The 13,924-nt window shown below is 42.5% G+C and carries 18 protein-coding genes; 15 read left to right on the plus strand and 3 right to left on the minus strand.

Annotation, left to right across the window (positions count from 1 at the left end; all coding sequences use genetic code 11):
* The first annotated feature begins 3 nt into the window (after nt 1-3).
* From ACUN27_RS14940 to ACUN27_RS14980, 9 genes are all read left to right on the plus strand, one after another.
* Entirely contained in the window at nt 4-156 is a 153-nt protein-coding gene (locus ACUN27_RS14940) for a DUF6906 family protein (protein ID WP_445559116.1), read from the plus strand.
* Between the two features lie 61 nt (nt 157-217).
* Nucleotides 218-1,159, plus strand: coding sequence for a helix-turn-helix domain-containing protein (locus ACUN27_RS14945; RefSeq protein ID WP_445559117.1), 942 nt, complete (start codon nt 218-220; stop codon nt 1,157-1,159).
* Nucleotides 1,119-1,520, plus strand: coding sequence for a replicative helicase loader/inhibitor (locus ACUN27_RS14950; RefSeq protein WP_445559118.1), 402 nt, complete (start codon nt 1,119-1,121; stop codon nt 1,518-1,520). The genes ACUN27_RS14945 and ACUN27_RS14950 overlap by 41 nt, the downstream gene beginning before the upstream one ends.
* Nucleotides 1,498-2,895 carry a replicative DNA helicase gene (dnaB, locus tag ACUN27_RS14955; protein WP_445559119.1) on the plus strand — a complete coding sequence of 466 codons (1,398 nt, stop codon included), beginning with the start codon at nt 1,498-1,500 and terminating at the stop codon, nt 2,893-2,895. Before ACUN27_RS14950 ends, dnaB begins: the two co-directional genes overlap by 23 nt.
* Nucleotides 2,896-2,916: 21 nt before the next feature.
* Complete coding sequence (locus ACUN27_RS14960; RefSeq protein ID WP_164819488.1) at nt 2,917-3,063, plus strand: hypothetical protein; 147 nt, start codon at nt 2,917-2,919, stop codon at nt 3,061-3,063.
* A 3-nt stretch (nt 3,064-3,066) separates the two neighbouring features.
* Complete coding sequence (locus ACUN27_RS14965) at nt 3,067-3,561, plus strand: hypothetical protein (protein WP_445559120.1); 495 nt, start codon at nt 3,067-3,069, stop codon at nt 3,559-3,561.
* Between the two features lie 3 nt (nt 3,562-3,564).
* On the plus strand, nt 3,565-4,488 hold the full coding sequence (locus ACUN27_RS14970) for a 2-methylcitrate dehydratase (RefSeq protein ID WP_445559121.1): 924 nt from the start codon (nt 3,565-3,567) through the stop codon (nt 4,486-4,488).
* A gap of 17 nt (nt 4,489-4,505) precedes the next feature.
* A complete protein-coding gene (locus ACUN27_RS14975; protein ID WP_445559122.1) occupies nt 4,506-4,859 on the plus strand; it encodes a hypothetical protein in 354 nt (117 codons plus the stop codon).
* Nucleotides 4,860-5,078 carry a hypothetical protein gene (locus tag ACUN27_RS14980; RefSeq protein ID WP_445559123.1) on the plus strand — a complete coding sequence of 73 codons (219 nt, stop codon included), beginning with the start codon at nt 4,860-4,862 and terminating at the stop codon, nt 5,076-5,078.
* Between the two features lie 794 nt (nt 5,079-5,872).
* On the opposite strand, the gene ACUN27_RS14985 is transcribed toward ACUN27_RS14980, so the two are convergent.
* On the minus strand, nt 5,873-6,427 hold the full coding sequence (locus tag ACUN27_RS14985; RefSeq protein WP_326062724.1) for a CBO0543 family protein: 555 nt from the start codon (nt 6,425-6,427) through the stop codon (nt 5,873-5,875).
* Between the two features lie 160 nt (nt 6,428-6,587).
* Between ACUN27_RS14985 and ACUN27_RS14990 the strand changes: the two genes are divergently transcribed.
* From ACUN27_RS14990 to ACUN27_RS15000, 3 genes are all read left to right on the plus strand, one after another.
* Complete coding sequence (locus ACUN27_RS14990; RefSeq protein WP_326062725.1) at nt 6,588-7,142, plus strand: sigma factor-like helix-turn-helix DNA-binding protein; 555 nt, start codon at nt 6,588-6,590, stop codon at nt 7,140-7,142.
* Between the two features lie 139 nt (nt 7,143-7,281).
* On the plus strand, nt 7,282-8,568 hold the full coding sequence (locus ACUN27_RS14995) for a DNA methyltransferase (protein ID WP_445559124.1): 1,287 nt from the start codon (nt 7,282-7,284) through the stop codon (nt 8,566-8,568).
* 156 nt (nt 8,569-8,724) lie between these two features.
* Nucleotides 8,725-9,345 (plus strand): CBO0543 family protein, encoded by a 621-nt coding sequence (locus ACUN27_RS15000; RefSeq protein ID WP_445559125.1) that lies wholly within the window; start codon nt 8,725-8,727, stop codon nt 9,343-9,345.
* A gap of 251 nt (nt 9,346-9,596) precedes the next feature.
* Here ACUN27_RS15000 and ACUN27_RS15005 read toward each other — a convergent pair whose 3' ends face one another.
* Complete coding sequence (locus ACUN27_RS15005) at nt 9,597-10,223, minus strand: CBO0543 family protein (RefSeq protein WP_445559126.1); 627 nt, start codon at nt 10,221-10,223, stop codon at nt 9,597-9,599.
* Between the two features lie 479 nt (nt 10,224-10,702).
* Nucleotides 10,703-11,275, minus strand: coding sequence for a hypothetical protein (locus ACUN27_RS15010; RefSeq protein ID WP_445559127.1), 573 nt, complete (start codon nt 11,273-11,275; stop codon nt 10,703-10,705).
* Between the two features lie 254 nt (nt 11,276-11,529).
* Between ACUN27_RS15010 and ACUN27_RS15015 the strand changes: the two genes are divergently transcribed.
* From ACUN27_RS15015 to ACUN27_RS15025, 3 genes are all read left to right on the plus strand, one after another.
* Nucleotides 11,530-11,754, plus strand: a complete 225-nt coding sequence (locus ACUN27_RS15015; protein ID WP_326062730.1) for a hypothetical protein — start codon at nt 11,530-11,532, stop codon at nt 11,752-11,754.
* Nucleotides 11,755-11,830: 76 nt separating this feature from the next.
* Complete coding sequence (gene terS / locus ACUN27_RS15020; protein ID WP_445559128.1) at nt 11,831-12,670, plus strand: phage terminase small subunit; 840 nt, start codon at nt 11,831-11,833, stop codon at nt 12,668-12,670.
* Nucleotides 12,663-13,904 carry a PBSX family phage terminase large subunit gene (locus tag ACUN27_RS15025; protein WP_326062732.1) on the plus strand — a complete coding sequence of 414 codons (1,242 nt, stop codon included), beginning with the start codon at nt 12,663-12,665 and terminating at the stop codon, nt 13,902-13,904. Before terS ends, ACUN27_RS15025 begins: the two co-directional genes overlap by 8 nt.
* Nucleotides 13,905-13,924: the final 20 nt, after the last annotated feature.

Here is a 13,924-nt window from a genome sequence, read left to right on the forward strand (position 1 = left end):
ACTTTGAAGAATGGAAAAAAGCCAACAAGGCTGCAGCAAGTTGCTATCATTGCAGCCAAGTTAGACCCAAAGGATTGGCTTGTTATGAAGAACCTATCTAATGAATTACATATCCTTCATCGGAATAACAAGGACTTGAAAGTAATACCTGCTTAAGGTTTGGGTCATCGAACAGTAGTAATTAACAGAGGAGCCCGCGGGAGGGGATGACACATGAATGCCTAACAATCACATAATTCCTGTCTCCAGCGGGCTTTTTGAACATCGTGATCGCATTGGCCCGGCAATCTGGGAATTCCTCTGGTGCATTGATGCCATAACTGATGAAGAAAAAGATAGTGACGGAGCTCGTTGGGGGCTTGTACACGGCGGCGCCCCGGTGAAGCATGAGAGGATAGCCCAAGAAATTGGTTCCAGCCAGGTCACGGTTCAAAGAAATATGGCTAATTTGAAGAGTCGAGGATACATAAATTCAGTCAGAACAGCCCGCGGCGAGATCATAAAAGTTGCCAAAAATAAGAAAGAAATGGATAAAAAGAGATACATCAAAAATGATAGATCACTCGAAAATGATACATCAAAAATGATAGATCACAGCGAAAGTGATACATCAAAATTGATAGATCGCAGCGAGAGATACATCAAAAATGATAGATCAGATGAGATTGATCTATCAAAAATGATAGATCTAAAAGACTTTAAAGATCTTAATAATATTACTACTACTATTAATTATCCAGAATATGAACCCGAAAAGAAAAACCCGTTAATGCAATTGCTAGATGCTTATTGCCAGCTTAACCACAAGTTTGACATTCACGTTAAACCGAAAGAGCGCGAAGCCATGGGTAAGATGGTCGCCGGAGGTATGCCTAACCCTTTTACCATCCGAACTATGGAGCTCCTCCTTGAGGACAAGCGCAAACGTGAAGGGAATAGCTTCAAGCTTCCAACCAGTTTTCTGTACTACGAGAACGGGATTTGGGATGCCTGGAGAAATGAGAATGCCCAAACTATCCCTGTGTCGTCAGGTGAAGTCGCCCCGGGTAAGGCTCATAAAACCAAGCAAGAACAAGCTTTTACCATGCTAGATCAAATCGCAAGGGAGGAACTTGAGCGTGAACAGAGCGGAAGTCACGCAGTTGCTCAAGAAAATTAAGGGGAAATACCCCGGGTTCCAAATCCCGAATGACTTGCAGTCACTGCAGACCATGGTGGATGAATGGCTGGAGGATCTAGAGAACACACCTTTCGAAGTGGCGGCAGAGAACTTGCGCCGGCATTCGGACAGCGCCGAGCAGTGGCCGCCAAGTATCGGAAAGCTCAAGCAGCCCTTGAAGACCGAAGAGGAGCTGTATCACGAATCCATGAAGCGATCAGCTCAAGAGTTCTTGGAAAAACGAGATGAATGGTTGAAGACTTCGGTCGGTCCTCCTGATCACATCAGGGCCATGATGCGTTTGCCCTACGAGCAGAGGTTGGAGGCGATCCGAACATATGCAGCACGAAATGAACGATGACTTGAGCGCTGAACAGGCTGTTCTTGGGGCCATTTTCACCGAGAATGAAACGATGTCAGTCGTTTCTGAGCGGCTATTGCCAGAAGACTTCATAGAGCCCAAGCACCGAATCATATACGAGTCCATGATTGAGCTTTACGACGCTGCAGAGGCGGACACGCCAGTTGATCTACTAACCGTCACCAAGCACTTGCAGCGGCGTCAGCAACTCGAACATGTCGGAGGTGTCGGGTACCTTTCGGAACTGACAAGTGCAGTTCCTACGGTGGCAAACGTGGATTATTACGCCAAGATCGTACTTGATTCCGCACTTGAGCGAAAGACTCGATTGGGCATGCAGAAGATTTTCCAAAACAATGACCTGACGGCCGAGGAAATGGCGACTCAGGCACAGGCTGTTGCTGAAGAGGTTGCGGAACGATCTGCTAGCAAGAAAGGCGGATTCAAACGGATCGATCAAGTTAGCATGCAGGTGTTCGAGCAGATTGAAAAGAACAATGCGAACCCTAATCCCGGGGGCATCACGGGAATTTCATCTGGGTTTGTGGACCTGGATAAACAGACCTCAGGTTTTCAACGGCAGGATTTAATTATCATCGGAGCTCGTCCGTCAGTCGGTAAGACGGCGTTAGCCTTAAACGTTGCGCAGAGCGCTGGCACGACAAGCGGCGAAACAATTGCAGTTTTCAGTCTGGAGATGGGTGCAGCACAGTTGGTTCAGCGGATGCTCTCTTCGGAAGGCCGGATCGATGCTAGTCGAATGCGCAGCGGAATCATGGAGGGCGACGATTGGGAAAAGCTGACCATGGCGATCGGCGAGCTGTCGAGGTCTAATGTCTACATCGACGACAGCCCTTCGATTACGGTTAACGAGATTCGAACACGTTGCCGGCAGCTTAAGAAAGACACGGGATCACTTGGACTCATACTCATAGATTACCTTCAGCTGATTAGCGGATCTGGTCGTAGCGAAAACCGGCAGCAGGAAATCTCCAAAATCTCGCGTACGCTCAAGCAAATAGCTCGGGAGTTGGATGTACCAATCATCGCGCTCTCACAGCTCAGCCGTGGCGTAGAGCAGCGGCAGGATAAACGACCAATGATGTCCGATCTCAGAGAGTCCGGATCCATCGAGCAAGATGCAGATATCGTGGCTTTCTTGTACCGGGATGATTATTACGACAAGGAGTCAGAGAAGAAAAATATCATCGAAATCATTATAGCTAAACAGCGTAATGGTCCGGTTGGAACGGTGGAGCTAGCTTTTCAAAAGAACTTTAATAAATTCGTTAACCTGGATAGATCACATCAAAGTGTGCTTGATAAACCCAAAGTGCAGTCAGCATCAGGCAATAACAAACGACGCTGGGCATAAATACGAGAGGAGCGATAAAACATGCGAGATCCGCTGTTTGAGAATAAATACCGGTACTTGGTCCTTCAAGGGAAGAACATAATCGGAGAGGTTTATGTGATGGATGAAAAGTACATCGCTATTCTTAAGAAAGTTCGCAATGGCCTCAGCTGCAGAAAGGCAGGCTGAACAATGGCACGGTATGTAGGCATTGACACTTCCACCAAGACAGGGTTCGTCGCGCTAGATGAGTACGGTGATGTCTGGGACGCTCAGGAAGTTGAAGTTAAAGGAAAAGACCCGGAACGAATGGTCAAACTCATAAATCGTATTGTTCACTTGGTAGGCCCAGAAGATGTTGTCTGCATCGAAGATTTTGCATATGCGCAGGCCAATCGAATGGCTATGCTTGGTGGAATTGGCTGGGGCGTTCGAATGGAGCTATTCAAGAGAGGCATTACATACATGGAGGTTGCTACAGGGCAGCTTAAGAACTTCGCCGGCTGCAAGGGAAACTGCTCCAAAGAAGATCTTATTATTCCTATCTATGAGCTTTGGGGATTTAGAAACGGCAGCGATAATGTCCGTGATGCGTTTATCCTTGCACAAATCGCTAGGGCCATTAGAGAAACAGTCAAGCTTAAAGCTTTTCAAAGAGATGTCATTAAGAAAGTGAGAGGAAGATAGCACATGGCCTACATCGAAGCTGAAGGTGTTCTCGTAAATGCAAATATGAAGAAGGGTGGAAAGCTTCTCATTCAAATTGAAGTTACTGAGGATCTGGAGAATAGGGAAGATTACTTCCATCTACGTAAGATGATCGAGAAGAACGTACGATTTTCCTTAGATAGTTTAGTTGTGGAGTACAACGTTACACTCAATGCTAGGACAAACAAGCCGGTCCGTGAATATCAAGTTGATGTAAGTGGAGTTGTATCAGAAGTGAAGTCAGAGGGTGAACAGGCTGAAATGGATCTTGGACTTCCGATCGAAAAGGTACCGACCAAAGAAGAAACGGAGGAAGCCGATCGTAAACTAATTGATGAGTTTATCCGCAGCGGTCTTGCTCCGCTACATGAGGACTTAACGTTAGACTTCGCATCGATTCTCAAACGTTTTTATGATGGTACAGGCTATGCGAAGATTGCTGCAGATTTAAATATTACATTAGGTGAGTTGTCAGTAATGCTTGATGAGTACCGTAAGAGAGTAGCTCCGCTTGCTACGAAGTGGGATGACTGGAGGCGGGGGCAGACTGAGACGTCAGCAGAAAAGCCTGAGTCAACGGCTTCAGAAGGTTCTAGCGGTGAAGTAGTTGAGTTTACTGAACCTGTGGTTCAAGAAGATAAACAAAAGGCTGTTCCGGGTAATGAAGAGAAAAGCAGTCAAATTAGTAAAGACGAGCTGGAGAACTTTATTTTAGGTGGGGATGGCCCAGCGTTTGAAGATTTACCATATGACTTTAAAGAGCTCCTTACTCGCAAGCGTAATGGTGAGACATGGATGGAGATCGCGCAGTCATTGAAAATAAGTTCAAGTAAGTTATCTGCAGATTGGAGCGAGTACAAGAAGCGTATTAAATCAGTACTAGATGGAGAGAACGGCGCCGCATAAAAAGGGAGGGATAAGATATGAAATGGAAACAAGAGCTTTTATGGGTTAAAAGAAATGAATATGGTGTTGCACTACGTATAGAGGAAGAACGGCCGCCAGGTGTTCCGGATGCTGAGATTGATACTGATTCCGTAGAAGATGAACAGATAATCAAACCGATAGATAGTATGGCTGCATTTGCTTCGCTCAATCGATACTTTGCACTTTCTGAAAATACAAAACCAACTTTAAAACAAGCTGAAGAAGCAGTTAAAACATTGTGTCATGTGTACGGAGCTACGAATGAAGAAGTTTTATTAGAACGTGGGGATGCAGAGGTGATTGAAACATACAAACAGATAAAGAATGAAATTATGATCAAAGTAGACTGAGTGAATAATGGAAAGAAGACGTACGGACAAATTCGTACGTCTCCGAAAAAAACTATTTGTGATCGTGTCAACCTTGCCAGTTACCATAATGTCCTTGTTGATGGTGGCCTTGTGAGCCTCCATGCCATTGACCATTATGACCATGCCACTGTCCACCGTGCCAACCGTGATACGGGTAGTGGGGTGGGTGGTGGTGCGGATATGGAACGGGATAAATGATTACGGGATGATGCTGCGTATGTGGATGGTATACGTGTGGATGATATTGATGATAAGGATTATGATTATAGCTTTGGTTGTAACTCATTGAATAATCTCCTCCTAATTTTGATACATCAACCTATGTAGAATTGTGATAGTTGGATGCTTGACTTTATCTAATTGGGCATATTTACACGATTTAAAAGCACGATCCCACGCCTCCTAACAAGAATCACAACTGAAAGACATAAAAACCACTCCATCGTACAGACCGATGAAGTGGTGAAAAGGATGAGAGTTGACGATTATAGTATATTCCATTGTTTAACAATTGTGATCAAAATTTAAAATCCTAAAATATCGCTCAAAGATAAAACTGTTGTGATAGCACTACAAATAAAGCATATACTTTTTTTTCCTTTTATTTGCTTCACATTGTCACAGTAGATACATCTCATGATTTTTTTACCTCTCAGTTCATTACGATTATAAGTCTTATATTGTAACAAAATCAGATGAATTATTCGTTGAAAAACATGAGAGATAATGGGAAAATCGACTGGATATTGAGGAACTTAAAGGAGTGTTGATGTGAGTATACAAGCACATAGATGCAAGACTTTATCGAAGAAGTTCCGCAATGTTGTTATATAGAATATGATCGTTCACTTGAAGCAAAAACCAATGAATATTGCGAGAAGAAAGGGGGGGAGTTGAAAGAAATAAGATTAATACTACCAGACATTGGGAAATGTCGAGTATAAATTAATAAATTTGACATTGAATCTGCATGGTTGCTGAATGTGAAAACATCAAGTTAATTTTTTAAACTTATTTCTTCTGCTCAAGTAGTGAGCTACTAAATAAATAATAAATTGAATAGGAACAGAGTAACTATACTTCCATTCTCTAGGATTATAGATCATTAGCCATTTAATAAATGGTTCTGCTACATATGAAGTAAGTAAAGCAAATAATATTGCTTTAAGGTATGGGTTAATTTTAGGCTTTACTTGTATAAGAATCATTATCGCAAGAGGCATCAAAGTCAAATCCCACGGTAAATAAGTTGGGACAATAGGAATCACGTTAAATCTATAGTGCCAGTATCCAAATTGATCACCAAGTATATCAAGAGTAAGTGAAATACTCATGACAAAAAAGCCGGCATAAAGTATTCTATCGGTACTGTTTTTATTCCTGACCAAAAACCAAATTATCCAAGGAATAACAGATAAAATAACACCAAACCACCATAATCCTGAAAAGACAACATGCTCTTTCCAAATTACTATTTTTTGATCAATTAATAAATGAATTTGATTAACATTATTATCAATTTGTTCGACTACCTTTTCTTTATCCATAGTTAACCACCCCACTGGTGGTATTATCTGCCAAAGGATTATTGATTTATACATTACTTAATGAGTGCAAAAAAAGATCCCCCGACTCCTTGCAAGAATCACGGGGGATCAAACGTATGTTCCCGTAACCTATATTAACACACTGCGGAGGTGTGAGGGAATGGGATGCAATCATTTATCTGAAGGTTATAAACAAACGGCCGCCATGTTAAGAAGGCTGGCTGCAGATAAAACAAGTAAGATCAAAGAGATTGAGCAGCAAGAAGATGAAAGCATTGTTTGTAAACAAGATGAGCTTTCAACGCTTCAGGCTGATCGACGAATTATTAATGAAATGGTAGCCGATTGTGAGTGGACGATTGAGTGGCTTGAGAGCGGGCGCCGACCAGGAAATAAGCGAGGGATTGAACGGCGGGCAGCGTATCAACGGGAGAAGCTCATGGATCCGGTCCGGATGCAGGCATACATCACTCAGAGTTCGGCCGGCAGCCCAGCTAATCTTTCTGATTGGCAGAGCTTTCAGATTGAAGATGCATTGTCCAGGCTTAGCGATAGGGAGCGAGAATGCTATGTCCTTGCTCATGGGGAGTGCTTTTCGTTTAGTGAGATTGCTGGGATGCTTGGGGTTAGTAAGGGGAGTGTGGAGGTTTATGTGACTAGGGCTCAAAGAAAAATATCGGATGATTTGCTGAATAGCCTATTCCTTGTGGGATAGGTTTTCTTTGAGAAGAGCTTCGTTTTTGTCGTACAGATGCCACTAATAGGTGAAAGGATCTTTTATATGAACTTAAAGCACCTTAACCGAGTGCTTTTTCTTTTACCTAAAATCCGACATAACACAAGGGGGAATTAATTTGAGAATCGAAACTATACCTATTGAACACATATATCCAAACGCCTGGAACCCGAATGAGATGGATGATCATATCTATAGATCTTTGGTTGAAAGCATTCGGAATCACGGCGTGCTGCAGCCGATCCTGGTCCGTAGCGATATGACAATCGTTAAGGGGGAGAAGCGCTGGCGTGCTGCTAAAGAGGCTGGGCTCAAAGAGCTTACTTGCGTTGTCGTAGAGTCAAGTGATGAAGAGTCTAAGCTTTTAACCATCAGTCTTAGTCATTTACGCGGCCGGACCAATGAGGAGCTGCTAGCATCGCTCCTTGAAGAGCTGTCTGCACACTATTCACTCGAGGAGTTATCAACTCAAACCGGCTTTCAAATGGACGAGCTAAATCAATTGCTTCCAGGATTAAACGCAGATACTGAACTGATTACTCCAGTCCAAGAAGACGAGTTCGACGTTCAACGTGCTTTGGATGAGATCAAAGAACCTGAGACTCGATACGGTGATGTATGGCAGCTCGGTCGGCATCTTTTGGTGTGTGGCGATGCAACGAAGCTTGAAGATGTGCAGAAACTCATGGAGGGCGCCAAGGCTGCTCTTGTAGTGACAGACCCACCTTATAATGTAGCAGTGGAGAGCGATTCGGCCAGGCTGGCCGCAAATGGTAGGGGAACAATTATGAATGACGATATGCTCGCAGAGGAGTTTGCGGTTTTTTTGAATTCTGTTTTTGCTTGTTATGCTTCGGTTATGGACCCGAAGGCAGCCATTTATGTATTCCACCCTTCTTCATATCAAAGGGAGTTTGAGAACGCTATGAACGCGGCCGGCATCGTTGTAAGGTCGCAGTGTATTTGGTCAAAGAATGCTGCTTCTTTTGGTTGGTCCCAGTATCGATATAAGCATGAGCCGGTGTTCTATGCGCATTTGAAGGGTAAGTCACCTGCATGGTACGGGGACCGGAAGCAGACAACCATTTGGAAGGCTGGTTTGCCCCAGGAGCTGCCAGAGCCAGAGACGATTTGGGAAGTGTCCCGGGGAGATGTAACAAAGTATGTTCATCCAACGCAGAAGCCGTTGGAGCTCCTGCAGATACCGATCAACAATAGCAGTCAGCGTGGAGATATTGTGCTGGACTTCTTTGGAGGTAGCGGATCTACTCTTATTACTTGTGAGCAGATGGACCGGACTTGTAGGACATTAGAGCTGGATCCTGTTTTCTGTGACGTGATAAAAAAGAGATTCTTTGAGTGGACTGGGGTTGAGCCGATTCTATTAAATACAATGCCCCTTTAAAATAGTTGCAGGAAAAGGAAGAATTGAAGGATTTTTAAGAAAGCAAGATTTTATAAGGAGATTGATTGAACATTAAACCAACTGGATAAGATAAAGATATCATACATAAATAAATATTAAGTATGGAATTGAAAGAATCAGGGAGATGAAAGTAAAATGAGCATCGAGGAAGGATTACAACAAGCTGAGCAAGGGTATCAAAAAATATATGAAGCAAATAGTTTGACGAGCAGTGCAATAAAGAACGCATTTTTATTTACATGGACATGGTGGCTTGGAATTGCATTAATCATTATACCGTGGGCACTTTGGTTTATGTTTGGAAAAAAAGAAAGCATGGGTCGTTTACTTTTAGCAGGCTTTACCTCTATGCTTCTCTCTACTGTTATAGAGAGCGTCGCTTTATCGTTAGGAAAATGGTCATACCCTTTTACAATAATTCCTTTTTTTCCTGTGTTGGATATTGTTTTTGATTGGTGCATATTACCTGTAGCAGTCATGTTTTTTATTCAATTGAAACCCAATATTAATCCCTTTATAAAAGCAATTGTTTTTGGTTTATTAGGTGCGTTTATTTTAGAACCTATTTTTGAAAAACTTCATTTTTACAACCCAAAAGATTGGCGTCACACATATGATTTCTTTATTCATTCTTCAATTTTTTTAATCTCTTTCTGGATAAGTACAATGAGTAATTTCGAAAAAACCAAATCGGATGCAAATGTTAAACGGGAGTATAACTTTAATTTTTTGCGCAAAAAAGAAAAAGTACGATAAAAGACAAGTCCTATCCAAAGAAACCACTCCATTGGTAGGAGTGGTTTTGTCTTTGATGTTATTAAGAAGCGGTTTTATGAGTTGACCGGGATTGAGCCTATTCTTTTAATTCGGGCAGAAGCTGCATGAATTTCATTTAAATAGCGCATGAACGGATGAGAGATAGAGCATGGTGGAACTGTAAAAAGGCCACAGCTCAAAATTTAGGCTTGTGACCATATCTCGCGTGAGAGCCATTTGGGTAGGCGTAGTTATCTTGCTTTTTTCTTTATACTTAAGAGTCTGCTCATTTTCATATTTTCTAGTGGGTAATCATTTTTTCTTTGTAGATACATGAAAAAATTAGTTATCAAATTTGATATAACAAAAATTAGAATGTAAATCAGAAAGATATAAAAGAAGTTCATCCCATTATAAAGTTTCATAAGGCCAAAAGTCACCAATGCAGGTTTGAATAGAAAAGATGCAATAAAAGAATAAGCTGTAGCATATAAGTAAAAATTCTTTTTATTGTTTACAATCCATTGATAAAGAAGCATGGATGTAACAGGAATTAATGCAATATCCAAGGCCGTACTTGAAGATAAGAAGGGAATCACTTTATATGGATAATCAATAAATCCATTAGTTGCAGTAATGGCATCTGCATAATGAAACCATACATGAATGTTGAATCCAAAGAACCCAATAAGGAATACCTTTTTTCTATCTATCAAGAAGTACAGGGCAACTAACGGCAGTATTATTAAGAAAAGAAGAAGCCAGAACTGCCAAGTATTTAAATTAGAGTAGGCAACCCAATAATCTGCTGTAGCATTTGAGAGTCGTTCATGTAATTTATGTATTTGTTCAAATTTATTGGATTGATCAGTTCCCAATTCAGTTCCCGCCTTTTGTCATTGTGTAGTTTTACTTAATTTAACCAAATATGCTGATGTGTATGTATCAGCATACACAGAATATGGAGGAACAATGTGATAACTAGAACTTCAAAAAAATTTAAGCAGCAGCTTTTTTGAGGCAATTTAACGATCAAACCCTTAATGAGAAAAGAAGGATGCGCTAATGTCCCCTAGGAACCGGAACACTCCCGGTGAGTTGATGTTTTTTAATGCGATGTTATTAAGAAACGTTTTTATGATTGGACAGGTATTGAGCCTGTTCTTTTAGATCGAGCAGAAGATGCATAAATTTCGTGCTATCCATTGAACTAACATGAAAGAACGCTTTAACCTTTCATTCACTGTGGTGCAACACTGGAGATGCATGCATGGCTCGGCAGATTACGTGGCGACGAACGTTAATTGATGTAAAAAAGCCGGGTTCCATCCGAAGGATGGCCCGGCTTTTTCCATCATTAAAGCAAGGAGCTCAGTCTCAAATCAAGTCTGGCCGCAACCCCTGCAGGATTAGCTGCACTGCGCTGTCCGCCGAAGTTGAAGGCGATGATGACGATATCGTTGCGTCCGCGTCTTACAAAGTTAATGACGTCAAAGGTACGGCCGGTGTTGTAGAAAGACGGCGTATTTTGCGGTCCGTCAAAAACGAGTGGCACACCATTGATGATCACAACGGCATAGTTGTCGACGGATAGGAAGAGGGAGGCGCTAAGAATAGCTCTGCGCTGCGAAAGGGTGAAGCGAGTCGAAATAATAGCATTCTCACTGTTCAAATTGCCTGAATACCAGACGTAATTGGCATTTGGAACGGACACCCATGCAGGATCACGGTTAATGACCTGGGCATTGAACCAGGAATTATCGGTCCCGATCGAAACCGTGCGTTGGGTAATAAAGTTGCCAGATCTCGTATTGTGGTATTTTCTCAGCTGCGCACGGTACAGCTTCATTGCTTCGCATTTTGGCATTCCTGCACTTTTGGGAAGTTTAATAAGTCTGGTGAACTTTCCGGCAATACGTTGTTTCTGCATCATTCGCCATCTCCTATCAACATAGTAAAATTTCTTGCTCTGTATTCTATGTTTATCAATGCGAATTGTCAGGGTTATAGACCAGTATGAAGACGCCTCTTTAATTTGGTAGTTTTCTTTAAATAAAAAAGAAGGACGCGCTAACGTCCTCCTTAGGTACCGGACACTCCCGGTGAGATCATGTTTGCCGTGGCCACGGTTATACGAACACACGATCTCCTATTCATTTTAACGAATGTTGGGAGTGTTCGCAATTGAAAGATGAAAATACGAACAAAGAAAATGAAGAATTGCTACTTAAGCATGAGTTAGCATTAATTGAAGGCATCCTGGAATCCAAGTCAAAGTATCGTAAAATCATACAAGCCGGCATTGCTCGCTGGGTGAAGGACTTTCAGGATGGTCGAATCGAGATCAAGTCGGTTGAGGATCTGAAGAAGCTGATTGAGATTGATTTGGAGCTTCAAAAAGAGCAGTAGTACCCATTAATTGTGAGAGTCAAATTGACTCTCTTTTTTATTTTCGATCTTTTATTTCGGAGGTGGGTGATATGTAATGCCAAGAGAGCGTAGTCCTGACAGGGACAAAGCCAAACAGATTTGGCTCGAGAGTACCGGGAAGTTGAAACTCAAAGACCTTGCTGCAGAGCTCGGACTTGGAGAAACTCAGATACGGAAATGGAAGAGCCAGGATAAATGGAGTGCTTCATTAAAAGGTAACGTTACTAATGAAAAGAATGGTAACGTTACTAAACGGATAGGTGCTCCTTTAGGAAATAAGAATGCCGTTGGTAATAAAGGTGGAGCTCCGAAAGGGAGTAAAAATGCTCTTGGTAACCGCGGAGGAACTGGCGGCCCAGTGGGAAACAAGAAAGCAGTAACCACCGGTGAGTTCGAATCCATTTGGATGGATACGCTTGAAGAAGATGAGCAAGAGCTGGCACGCCAGGTTGAGACTGATCCGATTAGACAAGCGGATGAAGCAATCACACTTCTTTCTATTAGGGAACGACGCATGCTGCAGCGGATCCAGAATCTTCGTAACGCGTTATCAGAAAAGCAGCGAAAGGTCCTTCAGGAGAGAATCACCGTGAAGGATGTTCAGACTGTACATGATGATAAGACAGGTCAAACCAAGAGTGTGGTTGTTCCGATAGATAAGCTGGTTACTACGAAGATTGAGGAATCAGATATCAGGGTAATCGATGACCTTCTTCGGCTGGAGGAAGCATTGACTAGGGTCCAGGATAAGAAGTTAAAGGCCATTGAATTAAAGAACAGATTTGTAGACGCTGAGCGTGATCTTCGAATTCAAAAGCTTCAAGCCGAAGTTAACACTTTGAACAATAGCAATATTATTGATCCAGTCGTATTTAAGGATGACCTGCATGAGTGAAGTAAGCTTGCAGCAGACCATAGGCAAGGGTTATGTAGATTTCTGGCGGTTTCGCGGTCGGTACCGAGTTATTAAAGGTGGCCGTGGTTCAAAGAAAAGTGTTACGGCAGCGCTATGGCACATTTATCACATGATGAAGCTGCCGCTTGCAAACACACTCGTTATTCGGAAAACGTTCAATACACATAAAGATTCTACGTTTGCTCAGCTTAAATGGGCTACTCGTCGTTTAGGTGTTGCTCACCTTTGGCAGTTTAAGAAAAGCCCACTCGAGGCTACATATAAGCCGACCGGCCAGAAGATCTTATTCCGCGGCCTAGATGACCCGATGTCCATCACTTCGATAACGGTGGATACGGGCTATTTGTGCTGGGCTTGGTTTGAAGAAGCCTACCAGATATTAAACGAGGATGACTTTGATAAGATCGATATGTCTATCCGTGGTGAGTTGCCAGAAGGGTATTTCAAACAATTAACGCTGACTTTTAACCCGTGGAATGAACGCCATTGGTTGAAGCAACGTTTTTTTGATGTGCCAAATCCTAATACGCTAGCCCTAACAACTACATTTCAATGCAATGAGTTCCTGGGAGACGACGACCGGGAATTGTTTGAATGGATGAGGAAACATAAGCCGAAACGTTACCGCGTTGAAGGTGAGGGTAACTGGGGGATTGCGGAAGGCGCGATCTTTGAGAACTGGTGTGAAGAAGAGTTTGAATGGCGTGACATCGCTAAGCTACCCGGTTACAAAGCCATATTCGGTTTGGATTTTGGGTATACCAATGACCCGAGTGCTTTTGTGGCTGCCTTGGTTAATAAGGAATTGAAGAAGATCTACATCTTTGATGAACACTACGAGGGGGCTCTGACCAATGACAAAATTGCAGATATCATCAAGAAGAAAAACTACTCGAAAGAAAAGATTATTGCGGATTCTTCGGAGCCTAAGTCCATCGATGAGATTAGGGGTTATGGGATTAATCGGATTCGTGCTGCGGAAAAAGGACCGGACAGTGTAATAAACGGTATCCAGTATCTTCAGCAGTATGAAATCATTGTACACAAATTCCGTTGTCCCAATGTCAGCATAGAATTGTCCAGTTACGTGTGGGATCAGGACAAAACAGGGCGTTTCTTAAATAGACCAATTGATGATTTTAACCATGCGATGGATGCACTACGCTATGCCATGGAGCAGATTCGCAAGGGATCAGGAGTTTCATTTGATTAATAATGTTTGGAGGTGAATAT

This window comes from Paenibacillus sp. WC2504 (genome assembly GCF_052682475.1).